The sequence below is a fragment of the Streptomyces sp. NPDC107454 genome (assembly GCF_055582885.1).
The window spans coordinates 81,142-100,927 of record NZ_JBVJPA010000013.1; the positions used below are offsets into that span (position 1 = coordinate 81,142).

The window sequence follows — 19,786 nt, forward strand, 5'->3', positions numbered from 1 at the left end:
GCCCTGTGATTCCCCGTGCCTGTACGGTGTGCGGGCCTGTGATCGCTGTCTCGCACGGCTGACGCATCCGCCATGAACAAGGCAAACTGGCCTCGTAGAACTGACGGTTCGGCAGGGGGACGGCGATGGACGGTGTACCGCGGGTGCCGGAGCAGCGACGTGCCGGGGAATCGGCGGCGTTGCGCTTCAGCGTGCTCGGACCGGTGCGCGCCTGGCGCGGCGAGGATTCCTTGCCGACGGGGTCCCCGCAGCAACGCGCCCTGCTGGCCGCGCTGCTGCTGCGGGAGGGCCGGACGGCCACGTCCGGCGAGCTGATCGACGCCCTGTGGGGCGAGGAGTCCCCGCCCCAGGCGCTGGCCGCGGTGCGGACGTACGCCTCCCGGCTCCGCAAGGCCCTGGACCCCGGCGTCCTGATCAGCGAGTCCGGCGGCTACGCGATCCGGCTGGCGGCGAGCGACAGCTCCCTCGACCTCGCCGAGGCCCAGGAACTCGCCGCCGACGCCGAGAAGGCCAAGCACGCCGGCGACCTGTGCTCCGCCCGCGACCTGCTGAACCGGGCGCTGGGCCTGTGGGACGGGGAGCCGCTGGCGAGCGTGCCCGGGCCGTACGCGGAGAACCAGCGGGCCCGTCTGGAGGAGTGGCGTCTCCAACTCCTCGAATCCCGCCTCGACATGGACCTGGAACAGGGCTGCCATGCGGAGGCCGTCTCCGAACTCACCGCCCTGACCGCGGCGCACCCCCTGCGCGAGCGGCTGCGTGAACTGCTGATGCTCGCCCTGTACCGCAGCGGGCGGCAGGCCGAGGCGCTCGCCGTGTACGCCGACACGCGCCGCCTCCTCGCCGACGAGCTCGGCGTGGACCCGCGCCCGGGCCTCAAAGAGCTCCAGCAGCGCATCCTCCAGGCCGACCCGGGCCTCGCGGAACCCTCGGCCCCGGCGGCCGAGCCCACCGCGACACCGGTCCGCCCGGCCCAACTCCCCGCCACGGTCACGGACTTCACCGGACGTGCCTCCTTCGTCCAGGAACTGAGCGACGTCCTGGCCTCCGCCTCCTCCGCCGAGGGCGAGGGCCAGGTCATGGCCGTCTCGGCGCTCGCGGGCATCGGCGGCGTCGGCAAGACGACCCTCGCCGTGCACGTGGCCCACCAGGCGCGCGCGTCGTTCCCCGACGGGCAGCTGTACGTCGACCTGCAAGGTGCGGGCCAGCGGGCGGCGGAGCCGGAGACGGTCCTCGGCGCGTTCCTGCGTGCCCTGGGCACGGCGGACTCCTCCATCCCGGACTCCCTGGAGGAACGCTCGGCGCTCTACCGCTCGGTCCTGGACGGCCGCCGGGTCCTGGTCCTCCTGGACAACGCCCGCGACGCGGCCCAGGTCCGCCCGCTCCTGCCCGGCACGGAGGGCTGCGCGGCCCTGGTCACGTCCCGGGTACGGATGGTGGACCTGGCGGGCGCCCACCTGGTCGACCTCGACGTGATGTCCCCGGAGGAGGCCCTCCAGCTCTTCACGAAGATCGTGGGCGAGGAGCGGGTGGCGTCGGAGCGCGAGGCGGCCCTCGATGTCGTCGCGGCCTGCGGCTTCCTCCCGCTCGCCATCCGCATCGCGGCCTCCCGGCTGGCCGCCCGCCGCACCTGGACCGTCTCGGTCCTGGCGGCGAAGCTCGGCGACGAGCGCCGCCGCCTCGACGAGCTCCAGGCCGGCGACCTCGCGGTCAAGGCCACCTTCGAACTCGGCTACGGCCAGCTGGAGCCGGCCCAGGCCCGCGCCTTCCGCCTGCTGGGCCTGGCCGACGGCCCCGACATCTCCCTGGCCGCCGCGGCCGCCGTCCTCGACCTCCCGATCGACGACACCGAGGACCTCCTCGAATCCCTCGTCGACACCTCCCTCCTGGAATCCGCCGCCCCCGGCCGCTACCGCTACCACGACCTCGTACGCCTCTACGCCCGAGCCTGCGCAGAACGCGACGAACAGCCTCCGAGCGAGCGGGACGCGGCGATGTCGCGGTTGCTGGACTTCTACTTGGCCACGGCGGCGGGGGTGTACGCGCTCGACCGGCCCGGCGACCGGTTGGTGGAACACCTTGAGGCCACGGCGTACCCGGGCCTGGTGTTCGAAGACCGCCACCAGGCCCAAGACTGGCTGTACGCGGAAGCGGTCTGCACGCTGGCCTGCGTACGGCAGTCGTTCGGCGCAGAGACGCTGGCACGGGCCGTCGACCTGCTGTGGGCCGCCTGCGACCTGGCCGAATCGGGCGCGAACTCCAAGGAGTACGAGGACATCGCCCAAGCCGCGGGCGCCGCCGCGCGGCAGATCGGCGCCACCCGGGCGGAGGCACGAGCGCTGACGACCCTCGCCTTCGTTCACCACATCACCGGCCGCTTCGATCCGGCCGACCAGGCCGCGACCCGCGCCCTGGAGCTGGCCCTGGCCTCCGCCGACCCGCTGACGAGCTGCTGGTCGTCCAACATCCTCGGCGTGATCGCGCTCTACCAGAACCGGCACGAGGACGGAGAGGCGCACCTGACGCGCGCCATCGAGAACTTCCGCACCTGCGAGGACCGCCCCGGCGAGGCGAGCGCCCTGTGCAACCTCTCGCGCATCCACCTGGCCACCGAGCGCACCGCGAGCGCGGTCGCCCTGGCCCAGCAGGGCACGGACATGTACGACGACATGGGGCACGCCCTGAAGGGCGCCAACGGCCGCTACGCCCTCGGGCTCGCGCTCACCCAGAGCGGGCAGCACCTCCAGGCCACCGAGCGCCTCCAGGAAGCCTTGGAGGTGTTCAGAGACAGCCGCCAGCGCCTGTGGGAAGGCATGACGCTCTTCCGTCTCGCCGAGGTCGACCTCGCCGCCCGACGGCCGGCGCAGGCGGCCTCGAACGCCGAGATGGCGCTGACCGTGCTGCGCGGTATCGGCGGCGACTGGCGTCGCGGAAACGTCCTCACCGTGCTGGGGCGCGCCTTGAACGGCATCGGCCAGAGCGGCCGCGCCCAGGTCTGCTGGCGTGAATCCCTGGACATCTTCGAGGCACTGGGCTCCCCGGAAGCCGATGCCGTACGCCTTCTCCTGAACCCCCTCGCCGTGGCCTGAGAGCGTGCGCCTGCGCGTTCATCATTCGTTTATCGCCGCCCGGCACTCTCAACGAGTCGATCCGTCGCGTCGGGGGGCAGACGGGATGACAGTCGGCCACACCTTTAAGGTGAACCGGCCCAGAAGTGCCCGCCCGGCGGTCCTCGGGGGAGTTGCCGGGCGGGCGCTCTCCGCCTTACCGCCCTACCGCATCGAAGAACTGCAGGGGAGCCAGTCATGACCGACACCAACAGCACCGACAACGTCCACGCCACCGACGAGCCCACGGTCAGCCCGGACAACGTCCACGCGACCACCGAGCCTCTCACCGGCAAGAACCCGATCGCCCCGGCCGAGACCGGCGACGCCACCACGGACAACGTCCACGCCACGGGCGAGCCGGTCTAAGACCCACCGGGGGGGACTTACACCACACGGGGATCGGCCGCGGCGGCGCGGAGGGGGAGCCGCCGCGGCCGACGTGTGTCCGGTGCGTGGTTCAGGTCATTCCGTGGCGGGAACCGTTCGAACCTCACGCGTCGGCGAACGTCCCCTCCTTCTACGGCGCCGAGCTGCGCTTCAAGAGGGAGCTGGTCGCAGGGGGCGTGTTGCTCACCTCGCGTGCCCGGGAGGCCGGGTGGGCGCGGAGGTCGCTTCTTCGGGTGCTCGGGAGAGAGGGGTGGACCCGGGTTCAGGCCGGGGCCTGGATCGAGCCGGGCCGGGACGCGGACTTCGCCACTCGGTTGCGGGCCGTGCAGCTCCTCAAGCCGCGGCTCGTCGTGAGTCACCGTTCGGCGGCCGCTCTCTGGCGGATCGAGACCCTCACCCCGAGGGGCGAAGGGGCCCTGGAGTTCATCGATCCCGGCCTCACTCTCCGCAGCGGCGGGAAGGGCGTGCTCGTACACCGCATGCCTCTCGACGAGGGAGACGTGGTCCTGCGTGAGGACCTGCGTGTCACGAGCGCCGACCGTACGCTCGCCGACCTCCTCCGGGCCGGCCCCCGCGACGAGGCTCTCGTCGCCGTCGAATCGGCTCTGACCTGGCGGCGGGCCGGAGGCGTCCGCCGCGCGCCCGTCACGACCGCCGCCCTGGTCTCCCTCGCGCTCGAAGCGCCCATATGCGGAGCGGAAGCCGGCCGCCGTCGGCTGAAGCTCGCCGATCCGAACTCCGGTTCCCCCGCCGAGACCGTCGCGCGGCTGCGCATGCACGACGGCGGCCTTCACCCCGAGAGCCAGGTCGAACTCCGTACGCCCGACGGCCGCCGCCGCTACCTGGACTTCCTGTTCCGAGCCGAGGGGCTGGCCGTCGAGATCGAGGGGTACGCCTACCACGGCACACGCGAGTCGCACCGCCGGGATGTCGCCCGCTTCAACCAGGTACTCCAGTGCCCGGAGGTGCTTCTTCTCCTCCGCTACACCGCCGTGGACGTCTTCCACCGTCCCGCGACGATGATCGAGGAGATTCACGCCGCCCTCACCCGGCTCCGCGAGCGCGAGCGTAACCGTGACCGCGAGCGCGACTCAGGAACCCCCGCCCCGTAACTTCAGAAGGTCCCGGACCGCAGCTCCCCCTTCACCACCTTCCCGCTCGCGTTCCGCGGGAGTTCCCGTACGAATTCCACCGCTCGCGGGACCTTGTAGTTCGCCATCTCGCGGCGGGACCAGGCGATCAGGTCGTCGGAGGTGAGGACGGAGTCCGGGCGTCGGACGACGTACGCCTTGCCGACCTCGCCCAGGCGGCCGTCCGGGACGCCGATCACCGCGACGTCCGCCACCTCCGGGTGGAGGCCGAGGAGTTGCTCTATCTCGGCGGGGTAGGCGTTGAAGCCGCCGACGATGAACATGTCCTTGATGCGGTCGGTGATGCGGAGGTTGCCCGCCGGGTCCAGGAGGCCCACGTCGCCGGTGCGCAGCCAGCCGTCGGGGGTCAGGACGCGGGCGGTCTCCTCGGCGTCCTCGAAGTAGCCCCGCATCACGTTGAAGCCGCGGACCAGCACCTCACCCGGGGAACCCGTGGGCGCTTCCACGCGTACCTCCACGCCCGGGATGGCCCGGCCCGAGGTCGACGCGATCACCGACGACGGGTCGCCCCGGCGGCACATCGTCACGAATCCGCTGGCCTCCGAGAGGCCGTACGCGGTCAGGACCGTCTCCACACCCAGTTCGGTGCGCAGGCGTTCCACCAGGCGGAGGGGGACCACGGCCGCTCCCGTGACCACCAGACGCAGCGTCGACAGGTCGTACGACGTCCGTGCCGGGTGGTCGAGGAGGGACTGGTGGAGGGTCGGCGGGCCCGGCAGGACCGTGACGCGCTCGGAGGCGATGTTCGCCAGCACCGTGTCCACGTCGAACACCGGCTGCGGGATCATCGTCGCGCCCCGCATCAGACAGGCGAGCACCCCGGCCTTGTAGCCGAAGGTGTGGAAGAAGGGGTTCACGATCAGATAGCGGTCCTCCCGGCGCAGACCGGCCAGCTCGCACCACACCTCGTACGCCCGCAGGCTCTGCTCGTGTGTGATCACGGCGCCCTTGGGCCGGCCCGTCGTGCCCGAGGTGAAGACGATGTCCGACGGCGCCGATCCCGGCACGGCCGCCGCCCGTTCCCGCACCTCCGCCGCCCCGACACCCTCCCCGTCCGCGAGGAAGTCCTTCCAGGTGCGGAAGTCGGCGGGGGCGTCGTCGGCGAGCACCACGACCTGCTCCAGGTGCGGGAGTCCGGGGAGGGGGCCGTCCCCGGCGCCTTCCCCCGCCTCCGCCCTCTCCCCCGCCGCCCGCCGCAGCGACGCCACGTACGACGTCCCCAGGAACGTCCCCGTCACGAACAGCAGCCGGGCGCGGCTCCGGGAGAGCACGTACGCCGCCTCGGTGCCCTTGAAGCGGGTGTTGAGCGGGACGAGCACCGCGCCCGCCGACACCGCGCCGAGGGCGGAGACGATCCAGTCCAGGGTGTTCGGCGCCCAGATGGCGACCCGGTCGCCGAGCCGTACGCCGTTCGCGAGGCAGGCGGCCGCCGCACGTTCGACGCGGGCGCCCAGCTCGGCGTAGGAGATCCGCGTACGGCCCTCGACGACGGCCTCGCGGTCCGCGAAGCGTGTCGTCGCCGACCGCATCAGCCCCGGGATGCTGCCCCATTCCAGGTCTCCGCGCATCTCACGCCTCCCGTAGCCGCGAACCCACTAGCTGACTACCCGTCAGATTAGCTGTAGCCTGACGGCCTGTCAGCAGTCGGGCCCTTCCGTGGAGGTGCACCCATGCCGGGGATCAAGGACGCCACCGCCGTCGTCGGCATCGGTCAGACCCCCTTCGCCAAGCAACTCCCCGAGCCCGAGAAGACCTTGGCCTGCCGCGCGATCCTCGCCGCCCTCGACGACGCCGGAATCGCGCCCTCCGAGGTCGACGGGCTCGCCTCCTACACCATGGAGGAGACCGACGAGGTGGAGGTCGCGAAGGCGGTCGGCCTCGGCGATCTCACCTTCTTCAGCAAGGTGGGCTACGGCGGCGGCGGCTCCTGCGCCACCGTCGCGCACCTCGCCGCCGCCGTCGCCACCGGCCAGGCGACGGTGGGCGTGGCCTGGCGGTCGCGGAAGCGGGGCAGCGGGCCCAGGCCGTGGAAGAACACCGCCGTCCAACTCCCCACGCCCGCCCAGTGGACCCGCCCCTTCGGGCTGCTCAGACCGGCCGACGAGATAGCCATGCTGGCCCGTCGCTACATGCACGAGTACGGCGCCACCCGCGACCACCTGTTCAACGTCGCCCTCGCCTGCCGCAACCGCGCCAACCAGAACCCCGCCGCGATGATGTACGAGCGCCCGCTGACCCGCGAGATGTACATGACCTCCCGCTGGATCAGCGAACCCCTCTGCCTCTTCGACAACTGCCTGGAGACGGACGGCGCGCTGGCCTGCGTGATCGTGTCCGCCGAGCGCGCGCGGGACTGCCGGCAGCGGCCCGTGTACGTCCACTCCGCCGCCCAGGGGCTGCCCGCTCAGCACCACGGCATGGTCAACTACTGGAACGACGACCCGCTCACAGGCCCCGCCTGGACCGCCGCCCGGCACCTGTGGAAACACGCCGACTTCACCCCGGACGATGTCGACGTGGCCCAGATCTACGACGCCTTCACCCCCCTGATCCCGCTCTCCCTGGAGGGCTACGGCTTCTGCGGACGCGGCGAGGGCGCGGCCTACACGGAGGGCGGCGCCCTGGAGATCGGGGGCCGGCTGCCCCTCAACACCGGCGGGGGCGGACTCAGCGAGGCGTACGTCCACGGCTTCAACCTCATCAACGAGGGCGTGAAGCAGTTGCGGGGCACGAGCACCGCCCAGGTCCCCGGCGCCGCCACCTGCCTGGTCACGGCGGGGGAGGGCGTCCCCACCTCCGCGATCCTGCTGAGGAACTGAGGAGCCGAGATGACCGAGCCCCTTCTCACCCCCGTCCTCGACGACGACGGCGCGCCCTTCTGGGGGTACGCCGCCCAGGGCGAGCTACGGATCCAGGCGTGCGCCGACTGCGGCGAGCTGCGCTTCCCGCCCCGCCCCTGCTGTCCCCACTGCCGGTCCTTCGGCAGCGAGTGGCGGCGGATGAGCGGACTGGGCCGCGTCTGGTCGTACGTCGTCCCGCACCCGCCGCTGCTCCCGGCGTACGCGGCCCTGGTCCCGTACAACGCGATCGTCGTCGAACTCGCCGAGGCCCCGCACATCCGCCTGGTCGGCAACCTGGTCACGGCGCCGGGCGCCCCGCTCGGCTCCTTCCCCCCGGACCGGATCCGGATCGGAGCGCGGGTACGGGTGGTGTTCGGCGGGGAGGGGCTGCCGCAGTGGGTTCTGGACGGCCGGTCGTGAACGGCGGCGCGCTGCGGATCGCGACCGACAAGGACACGGGCGTCGCGGTCCTGACCCTGGACCGCCCGGAGAAACTGAACGCCATCGACGAGGCCCTGGCGTCCGAACTCGCCGCCGCCTGGCGGGCGTTCCGCTTCGACGACTCGGTACGGGCCGTCGTCCTCACGGGCGCGGGCGAACGGGCCTTCTCCACCGGCCTCGACCGCGCGACCCGGACCCCCCAGCCCGCCTCGCCCTTCATGGTCGACGACCCGCTCCTGCGTATCGGCCCGAAGGCCAACGACCTGTGGAAACCGGTCGTCGCGGCCGTGCGGGGGATGGCCTGCGGAGGGGCCTTCTACCTCCTCGGGGAGGCGGAGTTCGTCGTCGCCGACGAGACCGCCACCTTCTTCGACCCGCACACGACGTACGGCATGGTCAGCGCGTACGAGTCCGTGTACGCGGCACACCGGATGCCGTACGGGGAGGCGGCGCGGATGGCACTCATGGGGAACGCCGAACGGATGTCCGCGCGGCGGGCGTACGACATCGGATGGGTGTCCGAACTCACCGCGCCCGGAGGCGCGTTGGAGGCCGCCGTCCGCTGCGCCACGGTGATCGCCTCCTACCCCTCCGAAGGAGTCCAGGGCACCGTTCGCGCCCTGTGGACGGCCCACGAGGCGGCCCGCACCCACGCCTTCGCCCAGGCCCCCCACCTCATCTCCCTGGGCAACCTGCCCCCGACCCGGCAGGAGGAGTTGTTCTCCGCACGCCGACCGAACGGGTTCCGGGTGCGGTGACGCGTCCGCGGCCGAGTGGGGGCTGGTCGCGCAGTTCCCACCGTCCCGCAGCCGAATCACCGCGCCCGGGGGGCCCGGTCACCCCTACGTCGTGCGGGCCGTGCCCGTGCCCTTTTCCGCGTCCAGCGCGTACACGCACCGGTCCTTGCTGCACGCGTACACCACCCCGTCCTTGACCACCGGCGCACCGGTGATCTCCCCACCCGTCGCCAGCTTCCAGCGAAGCCGTCCGTCGTCCGCCTTCAGGGTGTAGAGGAGATGGTCCGTGGAGCCGAAGTGGATGCGGCCCTCGGCGACCGCGGGCGCGCCCACGAGGTCGCCCCCGGCCTGGAAGCGCCACTTCGGGGTGCCGGTGACCGCGTCGAGGGTGTACAGCCCCTTGCCGCTGCCGACGTGGACGTGGCCGGCCGCGACCAGGACGGGATCGATCGAGGAGCGGGCCTCGGTCGCGATGCGCCAGCGGTCGCGCCCGTCCGTCGCGTCGAGGGCGTACACCGTGCCGAGGTAGTCGGCGAGGTACACGCCGCCTCCCGTGACCGCGGGGCCCGGTACGAAGGTCGGCGCGGAGAGGAAGACCGCGGGGGCCTCGAAGTGCCAGCGCACGTGCCCGCCGGCGACGTCGACGGCGAGGACGCGGGTGCCCGCGGAGATGTAGACGTAGCCGTCGGGGGCGGAGGTGATCCGTACGGGTACGCCCCCGCAGGACGCCGCGTCGCCGATCGGGTACGACCACCGCTCCTCACCCGTACGGGCCTCCAGGGCACGCAGCCGGGCGTCCTTCCAGACGTACACCGTGCCGTCGTGGACGGCGGGCCCGGCCTCCGGGGACTCGAAGTCGGTCTGGGCGCCGGTGATCTCCCAGAGTTTCTGGCCGTTGGAGGCCTCCCAGGCCTGGACGCCGCCCCCGCGCGTACCGGTGATGACGGTTCCGCGGTCGGCCTTCAGGGAGTACACCCAGGCGTCCGTGGACAGACGCCACAGGTCCGCGCCCTCCCGCGCGTTCAGTGCGAAGAGGGTGGGGCCGTCGGAGGCGTGGATGCGACCGTCCGCGACCGCCATGGACCAGGCCACGTCCCGCGTCTTGAAGCGGCGGCGGCCGGTCGCGACGTCCAGGGCGTGGACTTCGAAGGAGGTGACGTAGACGAGGTCACCCGCGACGGAGGGCGTACCCCATACGTCGTTCGACATACGGAAGCGCCAGGGCCGCCAGCCGGACGGGGAGTCCGGGGCGGGCGGCGGAGCGACCGTCGGCACGGGGTCGGCGCCGTTGACGCCGACGCGCGGGCGGGACCAGGAGGCGGCGAGTCCCGCCTCCGGAGGAGGTGCCTTCACAGCGGCGGCACGGGCGTCGGCGACACGCGGCCCGGGGCCGATGGGCACCTGGCCGCCCGCGAGCCGCACGGGACCGGTGTCGGGCGCCCCGACGGGCACGGGAGCGTGCGAGGGCGGAGGGGGCAGGGCGGGGCGTCCGCCACCGCTGCGACCGCCGGAGGACTGCGGCTTCAGCGCCGGACGGCCCCCGCGGCGCGCCTCGATCAGGCCCACCGCCCGCTCGGGCAGCCACGCCGACGCCGTACCGCTGTCGTCGGAGCCGGAGCCGAAGAGGTGGGGTGCCAACTGGGCCTGGAGGTCGGCGGGGTTGGGGCGGCCGGTCGCCTCCATCTGCATGCAGGACTCGATGAGGGGGCGCAGCTCGTCCGGGAGACCCTCCAGGTCGGGGCCCTCCCGCAGCAGCATGAAGACCGTCTCGACGGGGTTGGCGCCGTGGAAGGGCGCGTGCCCGGTGGCGGCGAACACCAGCATCGAGCCGAGCGAGAAGACATCGCTCGCGCCCGTGACACTGCGCGAGTCCTTCGCCTGTTCGGGGGACATGTAGGCCGGGGTGCCGACGGCGACGTTCGTCATCGTCAAACGGGTGTTCGAGACACCGGAGGCGATACCGAAGTCGATGACCCGCGGCCCGTCCTCCACCACCAGCACGTTCGAGGGCTTCAGGTCACGGTGGACGAGCCCGGCGCCGTGGATCGACTGGAGCGCCTCCGCGACGCCCGCCGCCAGCCAGCGCACCGCCTGGGCCGGCATCGGCCCGCACTCGTTCACTATTTCCTCGAGGGAGGGCGCCGGAACGTACGCGGTGGCCAGCCACGGCACGGCCGCGCGCGGGTCGGCGTCGACCACGGCCGCCGTGTAGAAGCCGGAGACCGCTCGCGCGGCCTCCACCTCACGAGTGAAGCGGACCCGGAACAGCTGGTCCTCGGCGAGCTCGGTCCTGACCGTCTTGATCGCCACGCGCCGGCCCGAAGCCGAGCGCGCGAGATAGACCAGCCCCATGCCGCCGGCACCCAGCCGTCCCAGCACCTCGAACGGCCCGATCCGCCGCGGATCGTGCTGTGTCAGCTGATCCACCACTTGCCTGCCACCTCCCCGTACGAGCCACGTCATCCACGTATGAACGCAGCCCCGTGCAGCGTCTCACCACCGCACCGCCATGGCGGCACGCACCCCGATTCTTCCTGTCCGGGCCACAGGTTGCGAACCCGGGGGCGGAACGGGGTGTCTCGGGACAAAATCACCGGCCCCGTACCTGGAGTACGGCGAACGACGCCCCTTGATTGTCCGTGACGACGGCCGCTCTTCCGTACGAGGTGTCGAAAGGGGGCGCCTGGACACGTCCGCCGAGCCGGTTCACCGTACCGAGAGCCGCCTCGACGTCCTCCACTCCGAAGTGGACGAGGAAGTGCGGCGGCATCTCGGCCGAGAAGACTCCGGAGACCGGGGCGCGGCCGAAGTCGGGCGTGGCGTCGGGGCCGAACAGGGCGTCGTGGAACAGGGTGCCGTAGAAACGGTCGACGGTGTTCGGGTCCCGCGCGTACAGCTCGGCCCAGCAGAAGGAGCCCGGCTCGTGCCGCTTGCCGAAACCGGCGTGGGTGCCCGCCTGCCACAGGCCGAAGACCCCGCCCTCGGGATCGGTCGCGAGGGCGGTCGTACCGTAGGGGCCCAGCCGAGTGGGCGCGACGATCACCTGCCCGCCCGCCGCCTGGATCCGGGCCGCGAGCGCGGCGGCGTCCGGGGTCGCGAAGGACACCGTCCACACGGTGGGCATCCGCCCGTCCCGCTTGGGCGTGAGGGCGGCGACGGGCTCCCCGTGATGGCGTGCCCACACGCCCCCCATGTGCGGCTCGAACCCCTCTCCGAAGGTCCAGCCGAACAGTTCACCGTAGAAACGCCTGCCCGCCTCCACATCGGGAAGCTGTGCGTCGACCCAACAGGGGACGCCCTCCGGGTAGGCGTGCGTTGCGTCGGACGCCCGGGATACGGCCATGCGGTCAAGTTAACGGCCTTTCATCCACTCCGCGCGACGGCCCGGACACCCTCGGACATCTCCCGGGGCCCCCACTCGCCGCCCTCACTGCCCCACGCACCCCATTTGCAGTCGGCCGAATCGCGCTCCGATCACCCCTCGGTAAGCTGACGGCATGACAGGACAAGTGCGTACCGTCGACGGCCGCGTGGCCGGACGGCGAGGGCAGGCGACCAGGCAGAAACTGCTCGACTGCCTCAGTGAAATGCTCAGCTCGTCGCCGTATCGGGACGTCAAAGTCATCGATGTCGCCCGGAAGGCGGGCACGTCGCCGGCGACTTTCTACCAGTACTTTCCGGACGTCGAAGGCGCCGTCCTGGAGATCGCCGAGCAAATGGCCACGGAGGGCGCCGGGTTGACCCAGCTCCTCGAAGGGCGATCCTGGGTCGGCAAGGCCGGCTGGGCGAGCGCGCAGGAACTCGTGGACGGTTTCCTGGAGTTCTGGCGGAAGAACGAGGCGATCCTGCGCGTGGTCGACCTGGGCGCCGCCGAGGGCGACAAACGCTTCTACAAGATCCGCATGAAGATCCTGAACTCGGTGAACAACTCCCTCGCGGACTCCGTCTCCGAGCTCCAGTCCAAGGGCAAGGTCGACAAGGACGTGAACCCCGCGGCGATCGCCGGTTCCCTCGTCGCGATGCTCGCCGCGGTGGCCTCGCACCAGAAGGGCTTCCAGACCTGGGGCGTCAAACAGGCCGAACTCAAGCCGAACCTGGCGCTGTTGGTGCACCTCGGGGTGACCGGGAAGAAGCCGACCAAGTAGCGCGACCGTATCTTCTGGGGCTCCTGTTCGGCCCACATCCTGTCATGCAGGCGGCAGTTCACTTCGTGGACTGCCGCCTGCTGCGCTATGCGCGGCGGCGCACGATGCGAAACAGCCGGATCTCCCGATCGATCCGCGCCTGGTACGTGGCGTACGGGGGCCAGAAGGCCAGCACCGCCTTCCAGGCCGCGTCCCGCTCCTCCCCCGCCAGCAGACGGGCCCGCACGGGGACGTCGTCGCCCTGCCAGCTGATGACGGCGTCCGGATGGGCGAGAAGGTTGGCGGTCCAGGCCGGATGATCGGTGCGCCCGAAGTTGGACCCGACGAGAATCCAGCTGCCCTCCCCCTCCGGCATACAGGCCAGCGGCGTACGCCGCTCCAGCCCGCTGCGGGCGCCCCGCACGGTCAGCACGACCCCCGGCAGAAGCTGCGCGCTGAGCAGCACCTTGCCGCGCGTCAGCCGGTGCACCACGCGGTCCATGGCAGGGACGAGGTGCGGGGCGACCCGGGCGAAGGCCCGCGTCGAGGACACCTTCTGCACACTCCGCACGACGGCTCGCGACCGGATTCCCGGCGCCATCAGACCGCCACCTCCGCCCCGTCGAAGAGCCGCGCCGCGTCGGCGGCGTACGCCCGCAGCCGGTGCACGGGCCCGAAGAGCAGTTCGTCGCCGGCCGCGCGCTTGAAGTACAGCTGGGCCTCGTGCTCCCAGGTGAAGCCGATGCCGCCGTGCAGCTGGATCGCCTCGGCGGCGGCCGTGCGCAGCGCCTCCAGGCCCTGGGCGAGCGCGAGGCCGCCGACCCGCTCGCCCCCGGCCCCCGCGGCCCAGGCGGCGTAGTACGCGGCGGACCTCGCCGCCTGCACCCGCACGTACACGTCCGCGAGCCGGTGCTTCACCGCCTGGAAGGACCCGATCGCCCGCCCGAACTGCTCCCGCTGCCGCACATGGGCGACGGTCCGCTCCAGCGCCCGGTCGGCGCCGCCGACGGCTTCGACGGCGAGCACGGCGGCGGCGCCGTCCCCGACGGAGGCGAGCGCGCCGAGCACGTCGGCGTCCTCCTCACCGAGCAACTCGGCCCGCACCTGGCGCAGTTGCACCCGCCCCTGCGCCCGCGTCTCGTCCATCGACGTCTGCCGCATCCGTACGAGCCCCTGGGCGCCCTCCGTCACCAGGAAGATCCGCGTCCGGGCCCGGGCGAACCCCCCGGTGTGCGCGGCGACCAGCAGGAGCCCGGCGCTGTGCCCGTCGAGGACGCGTTCCACCTCCCCGTAGAGGCGCCAGCCGCCCTCCTCGTCCGGCCGGGCCTGTACACCCCCGGCCCGGCCGCCGCCCGCCCAGTCCCCGCCGTTGTCGCCGACCAGGCCGAGCGCGGTGGGCAGCCCGGCGCCCGGTACCGCGAGGGCGGCGGTCAGCTCGCCGGCCGCGATCCTGGGCAGCAGCCCGGCGCGCTGGGCGTCGGTGCCGAGGGCGAGGATCAGCGGTGCCGCGAGGGCGGCCGTGGCGAGCAGCGGCGAGGGCGCGAGGACCCGCCCCGACTCCTCGCAGGCGAGGGCGAGATCGGCGAACGAGCAGCCGACCCCGCCGTACGCCGTGGGCAGGGCGAGCCCCGGCAGCCCGAGCTGCTGCGCGAGGGTCTCCCAGAGCCCGGCGTCGTATCCGGCCCCGGTGCGCACGGCCGACCGCACCTCCTCCGGACCGCAGCGCTTGAGCAGGAGTTCCCGCAGGGTGCGGCGGATCTCGTCCTGTTCGGCGGTGAAACGGGCGTCCATGGCCAGGCCCTTTCTCCCGATCTGACGGTCCGTCACATTAGCGCCGTGCGGTACGGATGCCCAGAGCCACGACGACCTCCCGCGCGCCGCCGCATCTGATGTACCGTCAGATTCATGACTCCGGGGAAGCGCAAGGTCGCCGTGGTGGGTGTCTCCCTCTCGGACTGCGGTCGCGTGGACGACGCGACGCCCTACGCCCTGCACGCCCAGGCCGCCAGGCGCGCGCTGGCGGACGCGGGGATGGACCGCTCGCTGGTCGACGGCTTCGCGTCGGCCGGCCTCGGCACCCTGCCGCCGGTCGAGGTGGCCGAGTACCTGGGCCTGCGCCCCACCTGGGTCGACTCCACCGCCGTCGGCGGCTCCACCTGGGAGGTCATGGCGGCGCACGCGGCGGACGCGATCGCGGCGGGCCACGCCGAGGCCGTCCTCCTCGTCTACGGCTCGACCGCCCGCGCCGACATCAAGGCGGGCCGCCGCACCGGCAACCTCTCCTTCGGCGCCCGGGGTCCTCTCCAGTTCGAGGTCCCCTACGGCCACACGCTCATCGCCAAGTACGCGATGGCCGCGCGCCGCCACATGCACGCGTACGGCACGACACTCGAACAGCTCGCCTCGGTGGCCGTCCAGGCGCGGGCGAACGCGGCGCTGAACCCGGAGGCGATGTTCCGCACCCCGATCACCACCGACGACGTCCTGTCCGGCCCGATGATCGCCGACCCCTTCACCAAGCTGCACTGCTGTCTGCGCTCCGACGGCGGCGCGGCGGTGCTGCTGGCGGCCGAGGAGTACGTACGGGACTGCCGTACGGCCCCGGTGTGGGTCCTCGGCACCGGCGAGCACGTCTCGCACACGACGATGTCCGAGTGGCCGGACTTCACCGTCTCCCCCGCGGCGGTGAGCGGACGCCTCGCCTTCGAGCGGGCGGGGGTGCGGCCCGACGAGATCGACGTGGCCGAGCTCTACGACGCCTTCACGTACATGACCCTCGTGACCCTGGAGGACCTGGGCTTCTGTGCGAAGGGCGAGGGCGGTCGGTTCGTGGAGAAGGGGCGCCTGACGGTGGGCGGGGAGCTGCCGGTGAACACGGACGGCGGCGGGCTCTCGGCCCAGCATCCGGGGATGCGGGGCCTGTTCCTCCTGGTGGAGGCCGTACGGCAACTGCGCGGGGAGGCCGGGGAACGCCAGGTCAGGAAGACGGGCGGACGCCTTCCCGAACTGGCGGTGGCCTCCGGGACGGGCGGGTGGTTCTGCTCGTCGGGGACGGTGGTGCTGGGACGCGGGTGAGCCGACCGCTTCAACGGACGGTACGGAGGAAGGCCGTCCAGGTGGTGGGGGTGAGGGTGGGGGCGTCGGCGGTGAGGTTCTTTGAGTCGCGGATGTGGACCGATTCGGGGCGGGTTGCCATTTCGAGGCAGGCCTCGCCTTCGTTGTTGCTGTAGTCAGGGGGTCCACGGCTGCCGCTGGACGTACTTCCTGCTGGCACCCGGCGAGGGCGCGGAGCGCGACTGGCCGTCCGGCGCCCGCCGGTTCACCCGCTCGACGCACGACGAGTACGTGGGCGTACCCGCGCCGGAGGGGAACACGTACCCCTGAGCTGGGGACACGGCGCACCGAAGCTGGGTGCGTTCGTGGACGCGGAGCTGCTGCACGGAGTGCTCATGGCGCAGCTCTGCCGGTCCCCCGAGTGATACTCGGAGGATGGGAACGGATCTTCACGAGCTGCTCAGGTCACTGCGGGTGTGGGACGTAGAGCTGCCCTCCTTCGACCTGGCATCCGCACCCGCCGAACCACTCCCCCTGTTCACGGAGTGGTTCGCGGAGGCGGTCGCGGCGGGGCAGAGCGAACCGCACACGATGTCGCTGGCGACGACCGACGAGGACGGGCTGCCCGACGTCCGGACCGTGATGCTGCACGGCGCGGACGCGGACGGCTGGGCCTTCGCGAGCCATGTCACCAGCCGCAAGGGCCGTCAGCTGGCCGCGCGCCCGTACGCGGCCCTCGGGTTCTACTGGCCCGCTCAGGGCCGTCAGATCCGGCTGCGGGGGCCGGTCGAGGTCGCGCCGGCCGAGGAGGGGCAGGCGGATCTGCACGCCCGCTCGACGGGGGCGCTGGCCGCCGCGCTCGTGGGCAGGCAGAGCGAAGTGCTCGGTTCGGTGGCGGAGTTGGGGCGGGCCTCGGACGAGGCCTGGGACCGCGCTCAGCGCCAGCCCGACGCCGCGGCCCCGACGTGGACCCTCTACCGCCTCCGGCCCCAAGAGGTGGAGTTCTTCCAGGGAGACGCGAGGCGTCGGCACGTACGACTCGTCTACCGCCGTACGGAACCTTCCCCGGAGGGCGGTGGCTGGCGCAAGGAGCTGCTCTGGCCCTGAGACGCGGGACCGGTCAGGTGGGCCTGAACGTGCGCGACCGCGCACGCTCGGCGTGGGTGTTCGTCACCAAGCCCGTCCCGCCACCGGGTAGCCGGAAGGCGGGAGATGCGACCCGTGACCGTCCTGCCGTGGGGGACAGTCGGGAGCGCGACAAGGCGCGAACAACGCTGAGCCGTACACGCTCAGCCGTTCACGGCCGAGAAGGTGACGAAGTCGTAGACGGCGAAATCGGCGACGGGGCGGTAGCCGATGCGCTGGTAGAGGCCGTTACTGGTCGGGTTGGCGAGGTCGGTGAAGAGGAGCACCTCGTCCGCCCCGGCGGCCAGCGCGGCCCTGCTGACCTCGGCGGTGGCGGCCCCCGCGTAGCCGCGTCCGCGCAGGGACGCCGGGGTGTAGACGGGGGCGACCCGGATCTGCCCGGCGATCAGGGGGGTCGCTCCGGCCATGGCCACCGGCGTACCGTCCGGCGTCTCCCAGAGCGTGACACCGCCGTAGGCGAGTCGGCTCTCGGCCCAGCGGTCCGGGTCCTGCCTCTCGTTGCGCTCGAAGATCCCGGCGAACTCGGCGTACCAGCGCGCGACGAGCGCGTGGTCGCTCTCGTCGGCCACCCGGGCGCGGCCCGGTGGAACGGGCGTCGGCGGCATGAGCGTACCGAGCCGGTACAGCCGTTCGCTTCTCCTGAGCCGGGCCCGCGCACCCGCGTGGCGCTCCCAGGCGGCGGCGAACTCCGCGGCCGTGTCGACCGGACCGCCGACGCCCGGGAACGAGTACCCCTCGTCCGCGAGCCGCGCGGCCAGCGCGTCGACGCCTTCCGCCGGGAGGCCGGTGAGATTGAGCTGGTACGGCGGGGTGTGGAACAGCACCGCCGACACCCCACCGACCCCGTCGCCCGTCCCTTCAGCCTCCCCGTCGGCGTCGGCGTCGGCGAACCGGCCGAAGAACGGTGCCTCCTCCCCGTACACGTCCGGCCCTCGTCTGCGCAGCGCATCGGTCACGGACAGCGCCACGGTGTGCGCCGCGGGCCGCGAGCGCAGGAAGTCCCCCGCGCTCGTGAGGAATTCGTCCAGATCGTGGGTGAACACCCAGCCGCGCGCGTCACGAGTCATGCCAGGCATGATCCCGCTCACGGCGCGCCCGACGCCTCCGGTTTTCCGGGCCCGACGTGACCGTGTAGGCCGTTCGCCCCCGTGACGGTGCACGAAGGGGCACCGTCGGTGACCATCCAGGTGTGCCCCCAGGCGGTGAAATACATCGGTATGTCCGGGGCACTCGAACGGAGAAACTGGACATGCGGTATCGAATCGCCGCCCTCGTCATGGCGAGCGCACTGGCCACGGCGGTCCCGGCCATGGCGGTCCCGGCAGGCGCGACTCCCCCACGGGTCGCGCCCGACAGCGCGGGGCCGAAACCCCCTAAGCCGACGCCACCACCTGGAACGACACCTCCGCCCGGGGCGCCGAACGGCGAGGCCTGGGCATGGACCCAACTGACCAGCCGCGGCACCCAGATCCGGTACGTGTCCACGGACACCAGCCAGAAGTGTCCCGTCGTGCGCTACACCCTGGGAGGTATCCGGAGTCCGCACTCCCTGCACCCTGTGAGCTTTCCCGGGCCGACCTCACAGTTCCCGACCACCGTCTGTGAGCTGGGGGTGCCCCTCACGGCCTTCAACGCGGTGCTCGAGCAGACGTCGATCCAGGCAGCCACGGTGCATCCCGCGAACCGTCAGCTCCCCTTGCCGAAATGGACCTCGACAACACGTCCCAGCAAGATCGCCGTCATCGGCGACGCGGGCTGCGAGGTCCCGGCGACCGGTCCCGTGCAGAACTGCGCGGACCATCAAACCGGCTGGCCCTTCCAGCGGATCGCGGACGGCGCAGCCACCGTGACGAAGCCGGATCTCGTGATCCACACCGGTGACTACCTCTATCGGGACGACCCCTCCAGGGCGAACGACAAGACGGCGAATCCGGGCTGTACGACGCTCGCCGACAGAGCCAGCTGGGACTGTGTCGTCGCCGACTTCTTCAGGCCCGCCGAAAAACTGCTGGCCGCGGCGCCGATCGCGCTGACCCGGGGCAACCACGAAGACTGCAACGCGGCACAGCAGGGCGGCGCGGGCGGCGCGTGGTTCCGCTACCTCGCCGACAATCTCCGCTCCAACGGAACGTGCAGCATCTACCCGGCGCCCTCGCTGATCGGCGCCGGCACCCTGACCCTGGCGTCCGTGGACTCCTCGTTCGCCGACGACACCGGAAGCACAGCGCAGAAAAACATCTACGCCAGGCAGTTCCAAACCGTGAACCAGGCCGCGGTCCAGAACCCCAACAACGACTACTTCGTGGTCACGCACAAGCCGCTGTGGATGGTGAAGGCGGCCGGCACCCCGCCCAACTCGGCGGAATGGCTGACTCATGTCCTCGACGCGGCCGTCTCCGGCACCTCACTGCACCGGCTGGCAAACAACGTGCGACTGGTGCTGTCGGGGCACGTCCATCTCTACCAGATGCTCGATTTCAACACCTCCCGCCCGCCCCAGCTGACCGTGGGCTCCTCGGGCGGACCACTGGACAACGGCCCGGACGACGCCAAGGTCGTCGGCCAGAAGATCGGCACGCCCTTGCAGGCCGTCACACAGTCGATCACCCAGGAACAGAACCCTCCGGGAGGCGTGGGGGTCTTCGGCTACGCGCTCCTCAACGACAACGGCGGGGCCTGGAACCTCACCTTCCATGACCCGTCCGGTGCCGTACGGGGCAAGACCTGTGCGCTGAGCGCGAGCAAGACCAACAAGTCGTTCGCCTGCCATTAGGCGGACCGGCAGGTCGAACCGGCAGG

18 protein-coding genes are annotated in these 19,786 nt (G+C 72.1%); 10 read left to right on the forward strand and 8 right to left on the reverse strand.

What is annotated here, in order from left to right:
* The first annotated feature begins 125 nt into the window (after positions 1 to 125).
* The 3 genes from afsR to ACZ69M_RS31425 all read left to right on the forward strand — a co-directional run bounded on the left by afsR (position 126) and on the right by ACZ69M_RS31425 (position 4,606).
* On the forward strand, positions 126 to 3,086 hold the full coding sequence (gene afsR, locus ACZ69M_RS31415; protein ID WP_470055115.1) for an SARP-family global regulator AfsR: 2,961 nt from the start codon (positions 126 to 128) through the stop codon (positions 3,084 to 3,086).
* Positions 3,087 to 3,302: 216 nt separating this feature from the next.
* Positions 3,303 to 3,473, forward strand: a complete 171-nt coding sequence (locus tag ACZ69M_RS31420) for a hypothetical protein (protein WP_351420578.1) — start codon at positions 3,303 to 3,305, stop codon at positions 3,471 to 3,473.
* Positions 3,474 to 3,559: 86 nt separating this feature from the next.
* A complete protein-coding gene (locus ACZ69M_RS31425) occupies positions 3,560 to 4,606 on the forward strand; it encodes a hypothetical protein (RefSeq protein WP_470055117.1) in 1,047 nt (348 codons plus the stop codon).
* Between the two features lie 2 nt (positions 4,607 to 4,608).
* On the opposite strand, the gene ACZ69M_RS31430 is transcribed toward ACZ69M_RS31425, so the two are convergent.
* The gene (locus ACZ69M_RS31430) at positions 4,609 to 6,213 is read right to left on the reverse strand and encodes a FadD3 family acyl-CoA ligase (protein ID WP_470055119.1); all 1,605 of its coding nucleotides are present in this window, start codon (positions 6,211 to 6,213) and stop codon (positions 4,609 to 4,611) included.
* Positions 6,214 to 6,315: 102 nt separating this feature from the next.
* Between ACZ69M_RS31430 and ACZ69M_RS31435 the strand changes: the two genes are divergently transcribed.
* The 3 genes from ACZ69M_RS31435 to ACZ69M_RS31445 are packed head-to-tail and all read left to right on the forward strand — an operon-like array spanning position 6,316 to position 8,684.
* Positions 6,316 to 7,464, forward strand: a complete 1,149-nt coding sequence (locus ACZ69M_RS31435; protein ID WP_470055121.1) for a lipid-transfer protein — start codon at positions 6,316 to 6,318, stop codon at positions 7,462 to 7,464.
* Between the two features lie 9 nt (positions 7,465 to 7,473).
* Positions 7,474 to 7,905, forward strand: coding sequence for a Zn-ribbon domain-containing OB-fold protein (locus tag ACZ69M_RS31440; RefSeq protein ID WP_470055123.1), 432 nt, complete (start codon positions 7,474 to 7,476; stop codon positions 7,903 to 7,905).
* The gene (locus ACZ69M_RS31445; protein ID WP_470055125.1) at positions 7,881 to 8,684 is read left to right on the forward strand and encodes an enoyl-CoA hydratase/isomerase family protein; all 804 of its coding nucleotides are present in this window, start codon (positions 7,881 to 7,883) and stop codon (positions 8,682 to 8,684) included. Before ACZ69M_RS31440 ends, ACZ69M_RS31445 begins: the two co-directional genes overlap by 25 nt.
* Before the next feature lie 84 nt (positions 8,685 to 8,768).
* Here the strand turns inward: ACZ69M_RS31445 and ACZ69M_RS31450 are convergent, their stop codons facing one another.
* Together ACZ69M_RS31450 and kbpA are read right to left on the reverse strand one after the other, a co-directional pair.
* Positions 8,769 to 11,093 (reverse strand): outer membrane protein assembly factor BamB family protein, encoded by a 2,325-nt coding sequence (locus ACZ69M_RS31450; RefSeq protein WP_470055127.1) that lies wholly within the window; start codon positions 11,091 to 11,093, stop codon positions 8,769 to 8,771.
* Positions 11,094 to 11,253: 160 nt separating this feature from the next.
* The gene (kbpA, locus tag ACZ69M_RS31455; RefSeq protein WP_470055129.1) at positions 11,254 to 12,006 is read right to left on the reverse strand and encodes an AfsK-binding protein KbpA; all 753 of its coding nucleotides are present in this window, start codon (positions 12,004 to 12,006) and stop codon (positions 11,254 to 11,256) included.
* Between the two features lie 154 nt (positions 12,007 to 12,160).
* Between kbpA and ACZ69M_RS31460 the strand changes: the two genes are divergently transcribed.
* Positions 12,161 to 12,808, forward strand: a complete 648-nt coding sequence (locus ACZ69M_RS31460; RefSeq protein WP_470055131.1) for a TetR family transcriptional regulator — start codon at positions 12,161 to 12,163, stop codon at positions 12,806 to 12,808.
* 85 nt (positions 12,809 to 12,893) lie between these two features.
* On the opposite strand, the gene ACZ69M_RS31465 is transcribed toward ACZ69M_RS31460, so the two are convergent.
* Together ACZ69M_RS31465 and ACZ69M_RS31470 are read right to left on the reverse strand one after the other, a co-directional pair.
* Positions 12,894 to 13,388 (reverse strand): nitroreductase family deazaflavin-dependent oxidoreductase, encoded by a 495-nt coding sequence (locus ACZ69M_RS31465; RefSeq protein ID WP_470055133.1) that lies wholly within the window; start codon positions 13,386 to 13,388, stop codon positions 12,894 to 12,896.
* A complete protein-coding gene (locus ACZ69M_RS31470) occupies positions 13,388 to 14,578 on the reverse strand; it encodes an acyl-CoA dehydrogenase family protein (protein WP_470055135.1) in 1,191 nt (396 codons plus the stop codon). Before ACZ69M_RS31470 ends, ACZ69M_RS31465 begins: the two co-directional genes overlap by 1 nt.
* Before the next feature lie 114 nt (positions 14,579 to 14,692).
* Between ACZ69M_RS31470 and ACZ69M_RS31475 the strand changes: the two genes are divergently transcribed.
* Positions 14,693 to 15,862, forward strand: coding sequence for an acetyl-CoA acetyltransferase (locus ACZ69M_RS31475; protein WP_470055137.1), 1,170 nt, complete (start codon positions 14,693 to 14,695; stop codon positions 15,860 to 15,862).
* A 10-nt stretch (positions 15,863 to 15,872) separates the two neighbouring features.
* On the opposite strand, the gene ACZ69M_RS31480 is transcribed toward ACZ69M_RS31475, so the two are convergent.
* Positions 15,873 to 16,061, reverse strand: coding sequence for a DUF397 domain-containing protein (locus tag ACZ69M_RS31480; RefSeq protein WP_470055139.1), 189 nt, complete (start codon positions 16,059 to 16,061; stop codon positions 15,873 to 15,875).
* Positions 16,018 to 16,227, reverse strand: a complete 210-nt coding sequence (locus tag ACZ69M_RS31485) for a hypothetical protein (RefSeq protein ID WP_470055574.1) — start codon at positions 16,225 to 16,227, stop codon at positions 16,018 to 16,020. Before ACZ69M_RS31485 ends, ACZ69M_RS31480 begins: the two co-directional genes overlap by 44 nt.
* 49 nt (positions 16,228 to 16,276) lie before the next feature.
* Between ACZ69M_RS31485 and ACZ69M_RS31490 the strand changes: the two genes are divergently transcribed.
* Positions 16,277 to 16,948 (forward strand): pyridoxine/pyridoxamine 5'-phosphate oxidase, encoded by a 672-nt coding sequence (locus tag ACZ69M_RS31490; RefSeq protein ID WP_470055141.1) that lies wholly within the window; start codon positions 16,277 to 16,279, stop codon positions 16,946 to 16,948.
* 182 nt (positions 16,949 to 17,130) lie between these two features.
* Here ACZ69M_RS31490 and ACZ69M_RS31495 read toward each other — a convergent pair whose 3' ends face one another.
* Positions 17,131 to 18,054, reverse strand: a complete 924-nt coding sequence (locus tag ACZ69M_RS31495; protein ID WP_470055143.1) for a GNAT family N-acetyltransferase — start codon at positions 18,052 to 18,054, stop codon at positions 17,131 to 17,133.
* Between the two features lie 182 nt (positions 18,055 to 18,236).
* Here ACZ69M_RS31495 and ACZ69M_RS31500 point away from each other — a divergent pair, with 182 nt between their 5' ends.
* Positions 18,237 to 19,760: a metallophosphoesterase family protein gene (locus tag ACZ69M_RS31500; RefSeq protein WP_470055145.1), complete on the forward strand. Its 1,524-nt coding sequence runs from the start codon at positions 18,237 to 18,239 to the stop codon at positions 19,758 to 19,760.
* Positions 19,761 to 19,786: the final 26 nt, after the last annotated feature.

Bases quoted from the DNA above. Each gene is read 5' to 3' on its own strand.
- afsR (WP_470055115.1), top strand. From the start codon at position 126: ATGGACGGTGTACCGCGGGTGCCGGAGCAGCGACGTGCCGGGGAATCG.
- ACZ69M_RS31420 (WP_351420578.1), top strand. From the start codon at position 3,303: ATGACCGACACCAACAGCACCGACAACGTCCACGCCACCGACGAGCCC.
- ACZ69M_RS31430 (WP_470055119.1), bottom strand. From the start codon at position 6,213: ATGCGCGGAGACCTGGAATGGGGCAGCATCCCGGGGCTGATGCGGTCG.
- ACZ69M_RS31435 (WP_470055121.1), top strand. From the start codon at position 6,316: ATGCCGGGGATCAAGGACGCCACCGCCGTCGTCGGCATCGGTCAGACC.
- ACZ69M_RS31440 (WP_470055123.1), top strand. From the start codon at position 7,474: ATGACCGAGCCCCTTCTCACCCCCGTCCTCGACGACGACGGCGCGCCC.
- kbpA (WP_470055129.1), bottom strand. From the start codon at position 12,006: ATGGCCGTATCCCGGGCGTCCGACGCAACGCACGCCTACCCGGAGGGC.
- ACZ69M_RS31460 (WP_470055131.1), top strand. From the start codon at position 12,161: ATGACAGGACAAGTGCGTACCGTCGACGGCCGCGTGGCCGGACGGCGA.
- ACZ69M_RS31465 (WP_470055133.1), bottom strand. From the start codon at position 13,388: ATGGCGCCGGGAATCCGGTCGCGAGCCGTCGTGCGGAGTGTGCAGAAG.
- ACZ69M_RS31470 (WP_470055135.1), bottom strand. From the start codon at position 14,578: ATGGACGCCCGTTTCACCGCCGAACAGGACGAGATCCGCCGCACCCTG.
- ACZ69M_RS31475 (WP_470055137.1), top strand. From the start codon at position 14,693: ATGACTCCGGGGAAGCGCAAGGTCGCCGTGGTGGGTGTCTCCCTCTCG.
- ACZ69M_RS31490 (WP_470055141.1), top strand. From the start codon at position 16,277: ATGGGAACGGATCTTCACGAGCTGCTCAGGTCACTGCGGGTGTGGGAC.
- ACZ69M_RS31495 (WP_470055143.1), bottom strand. From the start codon at position 18,054: ATGACTCGTGACGCGCGCGGCTGGGTGTTCACCCACGATCTGGACGAA.
- ACZ69M_RS31500 (WP_470055145.1), top strand. From the start codon at position 18,237: ATGCGGTATCGAATCGCCGCCCTCGTCATGGCGAGCGCACTGGCCACG.